Annotated in this window: 14 protein-coding genes; 6 read left to right on the forward strand and 8 right to left on the reverse strand. The window is 50.0% G+C overall.

Annotation, left to right across the window (positions count from 1 at the left end):
* Positions 1-2: 2 nt before the first annotated feature.
* The 3 genes from BM231_RS00620 to BM231_RS00630 all read left to right on the forward strand — a co-directional run bounded on the left by BM231_RS00620 (position 3) and on the right by BM231_RS00630 (position 1,555).
* Positions 3-503, forward strand: a complete 501-nt coding sequence (locus BM231_RS00620) for a metal-dependent hydrolase (RefSeq protein WP_093515983.1) — start codon at positions 3-5, stop codon at positions 501-503.
* 11 nt (positions 504-514) lie between these two features.
* Complete coding sequence (locus BM231_RS00625; RefSeq protein ID WP_093515984.1) at positions 515-1,060, forward strand: translation initiation factor 3; 546 nt, start codon at positions 515-517, stop codon at positions 1,058-1,060.
* A gap of 183 nt (positions 1,061-1,243) precedes the next feature.
* Positions 1,244-1,555 (forward strand): TM2 domain-containing protein, encoded by a 312-nt coding sequence (locus BM231_RS00630; RefSeq protein ID WP_093515985.1) that lies wholly within the window; start codon positions 1,244-1,246, stop codon positions 1,553-1,555.
* 45 nt (positions 1,556-1,600) lie between these two features.
* Here BM231_RS00630 and BM231_RS00635 read toward each other — a convergent pair whose 3' ends face one another.
* Positions 1,601-4,078: a heavy metal translocating P-type ATPase gene (locus tag BM231_RS00635; protein ID WP_208859963.1), complete on the reverse strand. Its 2,478-nt coding sequence runs from the start codon at positions 4,076-4,078 to the stop codon at positions 1,601-1,603.
* Positions 4,079-4,223: 145 nt separating this feature from the next.
* Positions 4,224-4,670, reverse strand: a complete 447-nt coding sequence (locus BM231_RS00640) for a MarR family winged helix-turn-helix transcriptional regulator (RefSeq protein WP_093515988.1) — start codon at positions 4,668-4,670, stop codon at positions 4,224-4,226.
* A 94-nt stretch (positions 4,671-4,764) separates the two neighbouring features.
* Here BM231_RS00640 and BM231_RS00645 point away from each other — a divergent pair, with 94 nt between their 5' ends.
* Positions 4,765-5,286, forward strand: a complete 522-nt coding sequence (locus BM231_RS00645; RefSeq protein WP_093515990.1) for a cytochrome b — start codon at positions 4,765-4,767, stop codon at positions 5,284-5,286.
* Between the two features lie 15 nt (positions 5,287-5,301).
* Here BM231_RS00645 and folK read toward each other — a convergent pair whose 3' ends face one another.
* From folK to BM231_RS00670, 5 genes are all read right to left on the reverse strand, one after another.
* Positions 5,302-5,793, reverse strand: a complete 492-nt coding sequence (gene folK / locus BM231_RS00650) for a 2-amino-4-hydroxy-6-hydroxymethyldihydropteridine diphosphokinase (RefSeq protein WP_093515992.1) — start codon at positions 5,791-5,793, stop codon at positions 5,302-5,304.
* 65 nt (positions 5,794-5,858) lie between these two features.
* The gene (locus tag BM231_RS00655; RefSeq protein ID WP_139226325.1) at positions 5,859-6,494 is read right to left on the reverse strand and encodes a hypothetical protein; all 636 of its coding nucleotides are present in this window, start codon (positions 6,492-6,494) and stop codon (positions 5,859-5,861) included.
* A 342-nt stretch (positions 6,495-6,836) separates the two neighbouring features.
* Positions 6,837-7,664 carry a dihydropteroate synthase gene (gene folP, locus BM231_RS00660; protein ID WP_093515996.1) on the reverse strand — a complete coding sequence of 276 codons (828 nt, stop codon included), beginning with the start codon at positions 7,662-7,664 and terminating at the stop codon, positions 6,837-6,839.
* Between the two features lie 133 nt (positions 7,665-7,797).
* Positions 7,798-9,033: a multidrug effflux MFS transporter gene (locus tag BM231_RS00665; RefSeq protein WP_093515998.1), complete on the reverse strand. Its 1,236-nt coding sequence runs from the start codon at positions 9,031-9,033 to the stop codon at positions 7,798-7,800.
* Positions 9,034-9,206: 173 nt separating this feature from the next.
* Positions 9,207-10,034 carry an AraC family transcriptional regulator gene (locus BM231_RS00670; RefSeq protein WP_280142321.1) on the reverse strand — a complete coding sequence of 276 codons (828 nt, stop codon included), beginning with the start codon at positions 10,032-10,034 and terminating at the stop codon, positions 9,207-9,209.
* 291 nt (positions 10,035-10,325) lie between these two features.
* Here BM231_RS00670 and BM231_RS00675 point away from each other — a divergent pair, with 291 nt between their 5' ends.
* Both BM231_RS00675 and typA read left to right on the forward strand, forming a co-directional pair.
* Positions 10,326-10,706 carry a hypothetical protein gene (locus tag BM231_RS00675; protein ID WP_093516000.1) on the forward strand — a complete coding sequence of 127 codons (381 nt, stop codon included), beginning with the start codon at positions 10,326-10,328 and terminating at the stop codon, positions 10,704-10,706.
* 309 nt (positions 10,707-11,015) lie between these two features.
* Positions 11,016-12,836, forward strand: coding sequence for a translational GTPase TypA (gene typA / locus BM231_RS00680; protein WP_093516968.1), 1,821 nt, complete (start codon positions 11,016-11,018; stop codon positions 12,834-12,836).
* Positions 12,837-12,906: 70 nt separating this feature from the next.
* Here the strand turns inward: typA and BM231_RS00685 are convergent, their stop codons facing one another.
* Entirely contained in the window at positions 12,907-13,869 is a 963-nt protein-coding gene (locus BM231_RS00685) for a sterol desaturase family protein (RefSeq protein ID WP_093516002.1), read from the reverse strand.
* Between the last annotated feature and the right edge of the window lie 461 nt (positions 13,870-14,330).

Consider the following 14,330-nt stretch of genomic DNA (forward strand, 5'->3'; position numbering starts at 1 on the left):
TCATGTTTATTGCCCATTTACCCGCTGGCTATCTACTCGGAAAAGCGGCAAGCAAATACCTCGATCAAAAATCTAAGCAGCTCGTCATTTGGATCTCAATTGGCAGCGTCTTGCCTGACGCTGACATGCTCTATTTCTATCTCATAGACAATCAGAGCACCCACCACCGACACTACCTTACTCACTGGCCGATAACATGGCTGGTGCTTATTGCTCTGTCTGCCATCCTTTTGCATCGGAACTTCCGTGTTGGAGTCATTCCACTTGGCCTTGGTATTGGCGGCCTTTTACATATGGTCCTTGATAGTATTGCAGCTCCCCTGTTCTGGCTTGCACCATTTTCCAAACTTCAAGTTGAACTGGTCAAAATTCCAGCTATCTATGACAACTATATTTGGAGCTTCATATTGCACTGGACATTTGCATTTGAAATCCTCATTTGCTCAGTAGCTCTTGGTGTATTCTGGGTGAGCCGTTTTCCGAGACACCAAAGACAATCATAAAGGACTGCACAATGATCGACGGAACCAAGCTTTTCATACAATTACTCCGGATTGCTCTTGGTTTCTCACTCGCAATTATTGCAGCAGGTCTGTTTCTGTCCTGGGGCTTCTTCAGAACTTTGAGCGTTCACGGTGGGCCAGAGGCTGACATTATTCAGCTGCTGGTGATCACTTGGAGTACCATCATCTCTGCAAGCGCAATTGGTGCCCTCTCTCTCATACCAAGCGGTTTCGCAATTGGCTTTGCAGAACTCATGAAATGGCGTGGTGTTATCTACCACGTCTCCGCAGGCGGTCTTATCGCACTGGTACTCTGGGGCATTGGCGGCGCTCTTCCGGCTGACTTATTTTATGCATCCAACGAGGCTGGCAGTTTCATCGCTTACTCAACACCAGGTTCTGCAACCCCAACACCCGCATCCGAAGGCTTCCGCCCCGGCTCATCCATCGCCGCCTCCGCCGGATTTATTGCAGGTTTCATCTACTGGATTGTTGCTGGCAAAGGTTCAGGAGGATGGTGGATCGACAAGCCCTCTTCCCCGAAAGGGTCTCGTTAGGGAATACATTTCTCATTCTTACAGAGAGTTTCATCCAGAGGCTAATACTCTGTAATATATAGGTAATTTCTCAGATAGGAAGAACCCGATATAACGCTTGCAGATTGCAAATCAGAAGATATAAAAGCTACTTCTTCAATCAAGAATTTGCACCCGCACACCTGTGCAATTGAAAGGTGAATTATGAACAAAGCAAATTACTTTATGCAGTTGAAAGCACTGAGAGATAACGTCCCAGCTGAAAAACAGTCTGACTTTGACGTGATGTTTGCTGGCAGAGAAAAAAACCCAGTTGTAGCACTCGTGCTTGGCCTGTTCCTTGGCAGCTTCGGCATTGACCGCTTCTATACCGGACAGATCGGCCTTGGAATCCTCAAGCTCATCACACTCGGTGCACTCGGCATCTGGACGTTGATCGACTGGTTCCTGATTATGGGTGCCGCGCGCAACAAAAACATTCAGATCGCAAATGAAACTGCGCTCTACATAAAGTAAGAGATAAAAAGCCGAGGCAAATCACCTCGGCTTTTCTTTTGGCTATTACGCTTTATCCTTCAGCAATCGCAGAGCATTGGTCACCACAATCAGCGTGGCTCCAACATCACCCAGAATCGCTGCCCAAAGACTGGCAAAGCCCATTGCGGTCAGCACCACCAAAATACCCTTCACGATAAAAGCAAATGCGATGTTCTGATGAATGATCTGGAGCGTCCGTTTGGAATGGTGAATAAGCCACGGCAAGCGGGAAAGGTCATCTTTCATCAACGCGATGTCAGCGGTTTCAATGGCAGCATCAGAGCCAATCGCCCCCATCGCAACGCCAAAGCTGGCCCGTGCCATCGCAGGTGCATCATTCACACCATCGCCAATCATCGCAACTGTCTCATACTCATGAGAGAGCTGCTCAACGGCTGCCACTTTATCTTCCGGTAGCAACTCAGCACGCACCTCATCAATCCCGACAGAAGACGCAACACGCTCTGCAGTCGCCTTATTATCACCGGTCAGCATCACCAGCTTTTCAACGCCAGCTTTGTGTAGCTGAGACACCAGCTCTTCCGCTGTATCGCGAACGGTATCAGCCAGAGCAATCAACCCGCAGACATGCGCGTCAGTACCAACAGCGACAACCGTCTTCCCTTCGGCTTCAAGCTCACGCGCCTTCGCATCAGCTTCGCCAATCTCAAAGTCCTTTTCATTCAAGAACCGGCGAGATCCCAGCCAGTAGCTCTTGCCATTACGCTGGCCAGAAAGGCCACGCCCCGGCAACAACTCAACGTTCTCAGCAGGTTGATACTCAGCACCATCTTCCTTGGCACGTGTCAGTATAGCCTCAGCAAGTGGGTGAGAGCTTCGAGCTTCCAATGAAGCGGCACGTGTAAGAAGCTCCTCAACGCTATGGCCAGACAACGGATAAACATCAGTCACAGTCGGCAGACCGTTGGTAATGGTGCCAGTCTTGTCAAAGGCCAAAGCTTTCAACCGCGCTGGCAATTCAAGGAAAACACCGCCCTTAATCAGCACACCATTGCGAGCGGCTGAGGTCAAACCAGCCACGATTGAGACCGGCGTCGAGATAACCAGCGCGCATGGGCAGGCGATGACCAGCAGCACAAGTGCACGGTAAAACCAGTCCATCCAGGCCGCACCAAACAGCAGCGGCGGAACCGTAGCGAGCAAAATCGCAAGAACCATCACCGCTGGTGTGTAAACACGGGCAAACTTCTCAACCCATTGCTCTGCAGCTGCACGCCGGGCCTGTGCCTCGCTGACCATACGGATGATGCGGGCAAGCATGGTGTCATCAGCACCCTTGGTCGCTTCTACTTCAAAACTCCCTTCACCGTTGATGGTACCAGCGTAAACATCATCACCAGCCTCTTTCATCACCGGCACACTTTCACCCGTGATAGGAGCCTGATCAACGCTGCCTACACCTTTGCGCACGACACCATCTAGAGGGATACGGTCTCCACCACGAACAATAAACGTCGCGCCAGGCTTCACACTGTTGGCAGGAACTTCTTCTTCAGTACCATTTGGATTGAGCAAACGGACAACGGTTGGGGCAATATCCATAAGCGCTGCAACAGCCTTGCGCGCACGCCCAACACTCCAACTTTCCAGATAGAGCGAGAGAGAAAACAGGAAGGCAACCGTTGCGCCTTCAAACCACTCACCAATCCCGATAGCACCAGCAACCGCAACCAGCATCAGCAGGTTCATATCAGGCCGTAATGTCTTAGCTGCATACAAGCCCTTCGGCGCCACCAATCGAAGGCCAGCCACAATGGCAAGCATGTAAAGCACTTCAACAGGACCCGTTGGAACGGAGTCAAACACACTAAACACATCTGTAGAATTGGTGCTGGAAAAGAACAGAACCGCTTGCACAATAAGCGCCGTTGCCCAGAACAAACCACTGGCAATCGTAAATGACCCCAACCGCCTGTGTTGCTTTGCACGCGCATCAGCTGCTTCCTGTTCAATAAACAGAGCAGCCTTCATGCCCGTGGTATTGACAGCCTTGATGATCAGATCATCCGCCACATCACGTGCAACAGGGGAAATAATCATTTTCCCATTCAAGACATCAAAGGCAAGGTATTCAGGATCACCAACAACAGGGCCAACAACACGGCGCAGAATACTCATTTCTTCTGCACAACACAGGCCTTCAACCCGGAAAGAACGAGCGCCTTTCCAGTTGGTCACATCAGGAATAGCTGCTTCGCTCTGACTGGAGCATCCGCACCCCGTGTGAGCATGTACATGTTCATGCTTGTGTGCATGCGTATGTTCATGTTCTTCAGTAGAACTGCAGCAATCCTCTTTGGGGCTATCATGGTCGGAGGAGCAGCAAGAAGTCTCTTTCTCTTGCGCAGCATCATTGCCTGAACAGCAAGAATCTTCAGTTTCCTGAGATTGTTCGGCTTTACTGGAACAACAACTCTTCTTGGTGTGTTCTTCAATCTCATCCGGAGAGAGTTTCTGGCCTCGATCTTCCGCGTTGGACATGATCCACTCCATGCAATTTCTTCATTGCAAGAGAAGATAAGACCTCTAGTCGCTGTAGCTTCAAGAGCAAAATGCAAATTCTATGAATTTTCTTTTCGAAGGCACCTGCTGTTTTGACAGAGAACGCTAGCATCAGGTTCAGATTTCACAACTTTCCGGATTTTACCTGAACGCTTTTGAGCATACGCTCCAACATAGGGAACAACTGTTCCTTCTCAGCTTCGGATAGATCTGACAGCAAAACTCCGTTCACGTGCCTGTACATATCAATAAGATGAGACAACCCCTGCCCTTTGTCCGTCAGGTGTATTTTCACAGATCGTTTGTCATCCTCAACAGCACTACGACTGACCAACCCTTTGCTTTCCATGCGATCCAGCAATCGAGAAAGCGCAGCCGCCTTCTTGCTCGAGTACTCCGACAGCTCCGAAACGCTCAATCCATCCTGCCGCCACAGCGCGGAAAGCACGACCCACTGCGCCAGCGAAATCTCATGCGGACGTAAGTAGTCCTCAGCAATGCTGCAAGCTGCTTCAGACAACGTGTTGAGCAATCGGCCCATCGAAGGCAGGTATGAGATCTTCTCAGTCATCGGATTCCTGAATATTTAGACTTGATTATATTATTGACATCTAATTTACATGTAAACTAAAATCACTATATTCCTATCGCCAAAGGTAAGCCCAATGTCATCACCACAAAAATATAGCCGCCCGACAATCATCCTCCATTGGCTGTTCGCCGTCACCATCATTGCTGTTTTCATTTTGGGAAAAGTTCTCGAAGGAAGCGCAATCTCGCCTGAGAAGCTCAATGTCTTCATGGCTCATGCGGGGCTAGGCGCTCTGACTGGCCTGTTCCTGATCTATCGCATAGTTCTGTTGATCAAGCACGCTCGGCCAAAGCCAGACCCTAAATGGGGTGTCGTAATGATCAGCTTATCCAAGCTGGTTCACTTGCTTCTCTACCTCGCACCGCTAGCCCTGGTCATCTCTGGCATGAGCATGTCACTCTTTGCAGGCCTAATGGAGCTCGCGATGGCAGGGGACTGGCAAGCCTGGCCAGAAAATATCACCATCCCGCCAGCTGCAATCCATGGCTTTGCGGCCCCAGTCTTGCTTGCATCGTTCGCACTGCACGTCATCGCAGCACTGTATCATCAGCTCGTTCTGAAAGATAATCTGGTCGCCAGAATGAAAACGGCCTGATCAAACACAAGGCATCTACAGTTTGTAGATGCCTTCTTTCTCTCCGCAGGTTTCCAACGCTTCTGCGGCGGTTCGCCCGTCCAATAGCGGTGCCTCCGGCCAGATCTCTGCAAGCGGAATAAGTACAAAGGCACGCTCGCCCATACGCGGATGAGGCACTTGCAGTCCCTCTTCTTCAACGCTTGCATGATCATAGATCAGCAGGTCGATATCAATCGTCCGTGGGCCCCAGCGCACATCACGCACACGGCCCAACTGCTTCTCAACGTCAAGGCCTGCATTCAAAAGCGCACGCGGAGAAAGAACCGTCTCCACGGTAATGCAACAATTGCGGTAATCATCCTGTGGCACAGGCCCCCACGGCGGGGTCCGATAGTCAGATGATTTCTGCAAAACTGAGATTCCGTCGACAGCATTCAATGCGACTACTGCACCGTCGATATTCGCTTTCGTATCGCCAAGATTTGAGCCCAAACCTAGAGCTGCAACAATTTTTTCTTTTGTCATTATTGGCTGCTGCCTAGTTATTATTAATTATTCGGCCGCTTTTTTAGTTTTTAAATACGGCCCTCCTAAGAGAGAGCCTTATTTATTGCAATTTCTTGCTCATAAACTTCATGGGGAACAATGCTCCTCTCAGAAACCAAAGCTGCCACCACAATAGCAAAATATCCCATCAACTCAAATGTTTCTTCCCAAACAATATTAAACTGAATTGGGAGCCATTCCTTCTCAAAAAAGTCCCCCATGAGAATGAAAACAAAGGAGGAAATAGCCCAGAAAAAATTAGGCGTAGAGATAAAAGCTCGAAAAATCCTCCAAGTATTGCGCGGTGTACGAAACCACTGTAAAGAAAGAACCCCCAAGATCGAAACTGCAATCACAGTGGTTAGCAGCATAAGTCCAAGTTCAAGATTTTCTCCTGCTCCATACACCTTTAGAAAAGAGGTTTCTCGCCCAACCACAACAAAACTCAGCACCGCAAAAAAAATAGCTATCGTGTAGTGAATGTTATCATCTCGTGAAGTTTCCCTCTTCCTAACGATTGCTAACCTCCACCAAATAACTAAACTTGCAACCATGAGAAGGGCTTGAGCCAATTCAAAGGGTCCCATTTCTGAAAATAACTCTGGGCTTGGTTTAAATGAGAAAACAACTCCAAACGAAAACAGAGCCAGTATTAATGTTAAGCCAATTTTATTAGTCACTTGGACCAACCTCTTTACTTTGGCCAAATCATTACTACGCTGACAATAAGTTGCTAGGCATATCCATACGAAACACAACTGCGTAAACGAACACGCACCTCTGCACTTACAGATGATTTGACCATTAATATTATCCATTTAATTATAGGGGAGTATAGAAGCTAAGCACAAACGAACCAAGTAACATTCGGTTACTTTTACCCACTTTTAAATGTATACTACACATCGACTATATTTTATGCTGGAGAGTGTTTTCGACGAACTATAAACGGCTCTTCTATAAGTGGAATTTTCTTAATAGCGAACTCTACTGAGATTGAAACACTCGAAGTAAGGCAGTATTCAAGAATCCATTTTCACGCCTAGTTCCTTCATCGCCTGGAAGATCCGTACTGCATCCACGTGCGGTTTCACATCATGCACTCGCAGGATCTGTGCTCCGTTTTGCAGAGCCAGCGTATGTACTGCAAGCGATCCAGCCATACGCTCTGGCGCTTCATTATTCAACACATATCCAATCATCCGCTTACGAGAAGCTCCCGCAAGGACAGGACGACCGAATTTCCCAAGCTCCGAGAGCTGGCTCAGGATCTGATAGTTCTGCTCCAGGGTTTTGCCAAACCCAAAACCAGGATCCAGAATCTGATGTTCTTTGGGAATGCCTGCATCAGCGGCTAGTTTGAGGGATTTTTCAAAAAAGCGGTCGATATCACTCATGATATCCAGCTGCTCATCCACCTCAGTACGGTTATGCATCATAACCACCGGCACACCAGCATCCGCCACAGCACCAGCCATTTCAGGGTCTTTCTGTAGACCCCAAACGTCATTCACGATATGCGCTCCGGCCTTGCAAGCCTCAGCAGCAACTCTCGCCTTATAGGTATCAATGGAAATCAGCACCGGCAGTTCTTTAATCAGCTCAAGAACTGGCAGAACACGCTCCAGCTCGTCCTGCTCCTGAACTACCGTCGCTCCGGGCCGCGTGCTCTCACCGCCAACATCAATAATGTCAGCCCCTTCAGCGACCATCTCAATCGCGTGCGCCAACGCCACTGCTGGCGCATCAAACTGACCGCCATCAGAAAAGCTGTCTGGAGTTACATTCAATATGCCCATGACGAGCGGACGCTGAGAGCTTTCCAGCAATCCATGATCAAACTCTGCCATAAGGGTTCCCTCCCAATTTCTGGCCCCTCATAGCCTCCCATTGCCTTTGTTTCCAGCAAAAATCAAAAGACCTTTTCTACCCGCTACAAGATATGGCCGATATTTACTGCATAGCGATCAGATCAGCGTGCTTTTAAGGACTGACAGACTGTTCTTCCACGTCTCGTTTTTTTACCGGCAACACAAACAGGAACAGCGCAAGAAAGGCCATTCCAGGCATCACAACGCCAAGAGCGGTCACAGGATCTGGCACAACAATTGCGGTAACCAGACTTCCCAGAAATCCACCTGCCATCTGCATAAAGCCCATTAAAGCAGAAGCAGCACCTGCAATCTTGGGAAACGGCTCCATTCCTCGCATAGAGAGCGCCGGTAGGGCCATTGAAGCGCCAAAAGCAAACACACCAATAGGGATCATGATGCTTAGAAAGCTCAGATACTCAAGCTGCGTGACTGTAAACAGCGCCAATCCACCCAAGCCGCACAAAACCAGCGCCGGCCCAAGAAGCGCCTCTGTGCTGAGCCGCCGTAGAAGCAGCCGAGTGGCCACGCCACCAGCAAAGAACGAGCCTGACTGAAGCACCATCCCCATGCCGAACTGCAAAGGCGTCAACCCAAGCCGCTCAATCAAAACAAACGGCAGAACCGTTGAGAGCGTATAGATTACGCCAATAGTAAATCCGAGGATCAATGAGGGCTGCATAAACTCAAAGGACCTTAGTAGCGTCCAATAAGAAGACGCCATCTGCCTCGGCCGAATAAGCTTCACATCTCGGTAGGGGTTGGTTTCCGGCAAAACAGTGAGCGTTAGCAGTAGGATAAACCCGGCATAGATCACCATCAGAATAAAGATCGCCTGCCACCCGAACGCGCTGAGCGTTAAAGCTCCAATTGTAGGAGAAATAGCTGGCCCGATCCCCAGCATCACAGCCAGCAAGTTCATAATCCGCGCACCAGCCTCAGCAGAGAACTGATCCCGCACAATCGCACGTGCCACAGCAATTCCGCTGGAAGCACCGATCCCCTGTATCAGACGGCCAACCAGCAGCATTTCAATGTTCGGCGCCAGCCACGCCAAAAGACTGCCAAGCAAATATAGGCTGAAGAACCCGAGAATAATCGGACGGCGCCCAAACGCATCAGAAAGAGGTCCACACAACAGCTGAGCCAGCGTAAAGCCAGCAAAATACACCGTCAGTGTCAGCTTAGCGACAGCAGCTGTCGTCCCAAACACTTCCGCCAATGTCGGCAAAGCGGGCGTGTAAAGCGCCATGGAAAGCGGGCCAATCGTAACCAGCAATGCACCAATGACAGCCGTGCGCCCAGCCGAAAGCTGAAGCTCTGTTTGTGTACCCATTGCCTTTGTCATTCCCGAACCCCAAGGCAAGGCACTGAGCTTTCCCGTATGCGCTTCACCAGTTTTCTTGATAATCATCGGATGCGCGGCAACTCTAGGGAAATTGCGTAGAGCGCACAACGAAAAACACACGCCCTCCTTTCAGAGAGCACGTGTCAAAAATCTCAAATCCAACGCATCGTGCGTTACGCTAAAACGCGAAACTTCGCTGCTTCCTGAGTTGGAGAGCTGCCGAAGAACCGCTTGAATTCACGGCTGAACTGCGACGGACTTGCATAACCAACCCGATAAGCAGCCTGACTGGCGCTCATGTTCTGGCTCAGCATCATAGACCGCGCCTTATGCAAGCGGATCGACTTAACGTACTGCAGCGGAGAAAGGCCGGTCGCGCCTTTAAAACCGGCATGAAAAGCAGAAATGCTCATGCAGGCCATCTTGGCCATTTGATCTACACTGAGATTTGTTGAGAAATCCTCGTGCAACACTTGAAGAACTCGTGCAATACCCTGAGACTTCTCACTGTTTTGGAACAGCACCCTCAGACTCGCACCGTACTCGGACTTGAGCACGTGATACAGGAACTCGCGATAGTAGCCATCAGCGAGAATTTTAGTTTGTTCTTCGCTATTTAGCGTCTGCATCAGGCGACAGACAGAAAACAATGCCTCTTCAGACAGATGCGCTGGACGACCAAGCGTTTCGCCATACTCAAACTCGAGAGGCTCCTGCTCGATAAGCAGCATCAGTTCTGCCAAGACATTGATATCGATCGCCAAATTGACCGCGTAGAGAGGCTTCTCACGGGACGCTTCCACAATCTCAATCTCAAGCGGGATCGGAGAAACGAGCGCGGCATAGCTCTGCTGGGAATAGAGGAAACTCTGACTACCCAAATGGCCTCTGACCAGACCCTGAAAAACGATACGAATGCTTGGTGAATACATAACAGCGCGAGGCTTAGTCGCGGTTGTCATGCGAATCACTTCTACACATTCATGTCTGGTTGCACTCACGCCCTCGCTCGGAGCGAGTGGGGCAAACCATTCTTCTAACCACTGTTGGGTTGCAAATTGCATTGGTTTTCCAACAACTTTTGGGATTACGCGCACAGGGGGTATTCTATTGTCTTTTAATCACCCACCACGAATAAGTTGGTGTAAATATTGGGGATTGCAATACCCAATATTGCGATATTGAATGGTATTAGATTGCCATATTCCTTTTTGTAGTCAAGCGACTGTCTACGGATGGTCCCGAGCCATAATTTATTAGTTAGCCTAAGGTCTAAATTAAAGGAGCATTGCTTGCTTTTAGCTGAACTGTCTCATCTTGAACAACAGAAACAAGAGCTGCAAGCAAGCTTTCGCGAACGTGGCTATGCATTTCATCACCAAATCGACACACCGGGCCGTATTTGGAGAAATTTGTTTGCTGAGGCAGAAGAAATTTTCGTCGCACTCACCTCTGGTATGTCTATAGGCATCAACGGCCAGTTTATCAATCTGGAACCCTTTGAAGAGTTCTACATCCCTGCCGGAAAAAACTATGACATCGTGGGCCGTTGCCCCGATGAATGCCAATGGATGCACGCCTACGACCTTGCTGAAGTCGATATGCGCTCCCGACTGGTGAGAAAATCCGGCCTGCTATCAGTTGATGAATACAACTTCATAAATGAAGAGTAAGTGATCTGGCACACTTTTGCACCGAAAGCCTCATATTCTGATATCCGAACGATGACTTATCAGCTAAACAGATGCTGAATTGCGTTCTTTTTCCGGCAAAGTCTATCCAAAAAACCAGGCTCAACTGTAAAAAAGTGAGCTCGACTAAATACTTAGCAGTTTTTTAGCGAGATGGTTTGAATTGACACAAAAATAGGATAGAAGAGCGCATCTTTCATTAGAGAAAAACCAGATTGAAGGAATGGCGTGGATCGGGCACCTCATGATCCTCCCACACGCCGCGACTTCCTATGGCCAGACGGAGCCACCATGAAACTTCGCAATATTGCGATCATCGCCCACGTTGACCACGGCAAGACGACCCTTATTGACGTCCTGTTGAAGCAGTCCGGCGTCTTCCGCGAAAACCAGCGCACCGAAGAACGCATGATGGACTCCAATGACATCGAGCGTGAACGCGGCATCACCATCCTTGCCAAGAACACCTCTTTGGTCTGGAACAACACACGCATCAACATCGTTGACACACCAGGTCACGCTGACTTCGGCGGTGAAGTAGAGCGCATTCTGCATATGGTAGACGGCGTTGTACTGCTCGTAGACGCAGCTGAAGGCCCAATGCCGCAGACCAAGTTCGTACTTGGTAAAGCGCTGAAGCTTGGCCTGAAGCCAATCGTTGCGATCAACAAAATCGACAAACCAGAGCAGCGCGCTGACGAAGTACTGGACGAAGTATTCGACCTGTTCGCATCTTTGGATGCAAACGAAGAACAGCTCGACTTCCCGGTCGTATACGGTTCCGCTAAACAGGAATGGATGGCTCTGGAGCCAGCCGGTCCTCAGGAATCCATGGCGCCACTCTTCGACATGATCCTCGACAAAGTTGCAGAGCCACAGGCTGAAGAAGGCGAATTCCGCCTCCTCGCAACAACAATCGAATCTGATCCGTTCCTTGGCCGCATTCTCACAGGTCGCATCGCATCTGGCGTTGCAACCCCGAACATGCAGATCAAGGCGCTATCACGTGATGGCAGTGTGATCGAAACCGGTCGTATCTCCAAGGTTCTCGCGTTCCGTGGTCTTGAGCGTTCAGCAATTGAAGAAGGCGAAGCAGGCGACATCGTCTCCATCGCTGGTCTGACCAAAGCAACCGTGGCAGACACAATCGTTGCTCCTCAGGTGACTGAGCCAATTCAGGCACAGCCAATTGATCCGCCAACATTGTCCATGATGTTCCGCGTCAACGACGGTCCTCTGGCTGGTCAGGAAGGCTCCAAAGTTCAGTCCCGCGTTATCCGCGAGCGCCTGATGAAGGAAGCTGAAGGTAACGTTGCGCTTAAAATCGAAGAAACTGCAGAAGCAGATTCCTTCATCGTTTCCGGTCGTGGTGAATTGCTTCTCGCAATCCTGATCGAAAACATGCGCCGTGAAGGCTTCGAACTTTGCGTAGGTCGTCCTCGCGTTGTTTATCAGGAAGACGAAGCTGGTAAGCGTCTTGAGCCAATCGAAGAAGTTATCATCGACGTTGATGATGAGTTCCAGGGTGCTGTTGTTAAAAAGATCACCGAACGCAAAGGTGAGCTTCTTGAAATGCGCCCATCCGGTGGCGGTCGCTCCCGTTTGGTATTCCACGCTCCAACCCGTGGCCTTATCGGTTACCAGGCTGAGCTGATGTCAGACACCCGCGGTTCCGCGATCTTCAACCGTGTGTTCCATGAATATGCACCTTACAAAGGCGCAATTATGGGTCGTAACACCGGCGTTCTGCTGTCCAACGGTCAGGGCGATGCTGTTCCTTACGCATTGTTCAACCTGGAAGACCGTGGCCCAATGATGATTGATCCGGGCACAAAAGTGTACCAGGGCATGATCATTGGTGAACACACACGCGGTAACGACCTTGAAGTGAACGTTCTGAAGGGCAAGCAGCTCACCAACATCCGTTCTTCCGGTAAGGACGATGCTGTTAAGCTGACCACCCCAATCAAGCTGAGCCTTGAAGGCGCACTGTCTTACATCGCTGAAGATGAACTGGTGGAAGTCACCCCAGAATCCATCCGTCTGCGTAAAGCTCTGCTGTGCCCGCATGACCGTAAGCGCGCGGAACGTGCATCAAACAAAGCGTCTTAAGACCGCTTACATTGATGAGTTATTTAAGGGAGGGCCTTGGCTCTCCCTTTTTTCTTGAGCGACCCAAAGCTCACTCAGCTGGTTCAACAGCCTTCGTAGCCTGATCTCCATTTGCTTCCGCCAACGCCTTCTCCTGAGTCTTCAAACGCTCCTGCTTCCGTTTCCAATTCGCTTTTGCAGTCTTAGTGGTCATTCGTGAGTTGTCAGGCGTCCATCCCGGCGTGCGAAACATATAGCCATAGACGTCCCGTAGCGATCTTGCGGTCTTCAGATCTCTGACCATCGCCATCCACTCATGAAACGCCACAATCAGCAGGTTGTTGGTCTCAAGGTTCTTGCCAATCCCGTAGCGCGGCGGATCCTCAACAACTTCAGGGCTGAACGTCCCGAACATCCGATCCCAGATGATCAGCGTTCCCGCATAGTTGGAATCCAGATATCGCGGGTTCGTCGCATGGTGAACGCGATGATGGCTCGGCGTATTGAAGATCCACTCAAACGGCCCCATACGATCAACCAGCTCAGTGTGAATCCAAAACTGGTAGAGCAAGTTCCAGGCTGCCACGAAGAAAATCATCTCAGGCTGAAACCCAACCAACGCAATCGGCAGGCCGAAAATGAAGGTAAGTGCAATCGTCCCAGTCCACGTCTGTCGCAGAGCCGTCGAGAGATTATAGCGCTGCGAGGAATGGTGGTTCACATGGCTAGCCCAGAACCAGCGGTACTCATGCCCAAACCGATGCTGCCAATAATAAGCCAGATCATACAACAGGAAGCAGATCAAGATGGTCCACCAGTTGAGCGGCACGTTTTCAATAAGGCGATGACTGTAAACCCAGCTATGCGCCGCATAAGAAACAGCAGCCCCAAAAACAATCTTTACAATGAGACTCCCAATCCCCATCGCCAGACTGAAAAACGTGTCTTTGACGTCATAACCATCAATCCCACGCAGCTTTAAAGCCACACCTTCTACAATCATGAGAATGATAAAAAACGGCACCGCATACGATATAGGGTCAAAAAACTCCATTGAGATGGCCCTCCCAAACCGAACTCAAAACCCGAAGTGTACCCCACACCCACGGGCAAGTTACCTTAACGGTAACACACTCCTGTATATGTCATCAAACCCCGGAATGAGAACACCATTCAACCAGTGAAGCAGTGAAGCAGAGACCTCAGCAGCAAAGTGACGCCCAAAAACTTATCCCCCTCACCAGCACTTGTCCTAGGCTAAGTCCTGTGCCCACGCATTCGGGCCGGGGTGGACCGTCCATCCCGCGGCGTGGGCGGGGTTGGGCTACCGGCATGAAGTAACGTATCGTGTCGGGAGGTCCGGTGAAGCGCCATACCCTATTGAGACCACAGTGGTAGTAGGGAGTTTGGGGTCGTTCCGGAGGGCGTCCGGTGGTGACAAGAAATTGTCAATGACAGGGAAACCTGTCAGTCGCGTCTGTCCGAGAGGGAGCCCGCGTGTTCATGAGAAAAGGC

Origin of the sequence: Pseudovibrio ascidiaceicola (assembly GCF_900114245.1) — a bacterium.
Lineage (GTDB): Bacteria > Pseudomonadota > Alphaproteobacteria > Rhizobiales > Stappiaceae > Pseudovibrio > Pseudovibrio ascidiaceicola.

What these genes read in the sequence shown, in the direction of transcription:
- BM231_RS00620 (WP_093515983.1), top strand. Translation starts at nt 3, where the DNA reads ATGTTTATTGCCCATTTACCCGCTGGCTATCTACTCGGAAAAGCGGCA.
- BM231_RS00625 (WP_093515984.1), top strand. Translation starts at nt 515, where the DNA reads ATGATCGACGGAACCAAGCTTTTCATACAATTACTCCGGATTGCTCTT.
- BM231_RS00630 (WP_093515985.1), top strand. Translation starts at nt 1,244, where the DNA reads ATGAACAAAGCAAATTACTTTATGCAGTTGAAAGCACTGAGAGATAAC.
- BM231_RS00635 (WP_208859963.1), bottom strand. Translation starts at nt 4,078, where the DNA reads ATGTCCAACGCGGAAGATCGAGGCCAGAAACTCTCTCCGGATGAGATT.
- BM231_RS00640 (WP_093515988.1), bottom strand. Translation starts at nt 4,670, where the DNA reads ATGACTGAGAAGATCTCATACCTGCCTTCGATGGGCCGATTGCTCAAC.
- BM231_RS00645 (WP_093515990.1), top strand. Translation starts at nt 4,765, where the DNA reads ATGTCATCACCACAAAAATATAGCCGCCCGACAATCATCCTCCATTGG.
- folK (WP_093515992.1), bottom strand. Translation starts at nt 5,793, where the DNA reads ATGACAAAAGAAAAAATTGTTGCAGCTCTAGGTTTGGGCTCAAATCTT.
- folP (WP_093515996.1), bottom strand. Translation starts at nt 7,664, where the DNA reads ATGGCAGAGTTTGATCATGGATTGCTGGAAAGCTCTCAGCGTCCGCTC.
- BM231_RS00665 (WP_093515998.1), bottom strand. Translation starts at nt 9,033, where the DNA reads ATGACAAAGGCAATGGGTACACAAACAGAGCTTCAGCTTTCGGCTGGG.
- typA (WP_093516968.1), top strand. Translation starts at nt 11,016, where the DNA reads ATGAAACTTCGCAATATTGCGATCATCGCCCACGTTGACCACGGCAAG.
- BM231_RS00685 (WP_093516002.1), bottom strand. Translation starts at nt 13,869, where the DNA reads ATGGAGTTTTTTGACCCTATATCGTATGCGGTGCCGTTTTTTATCATT.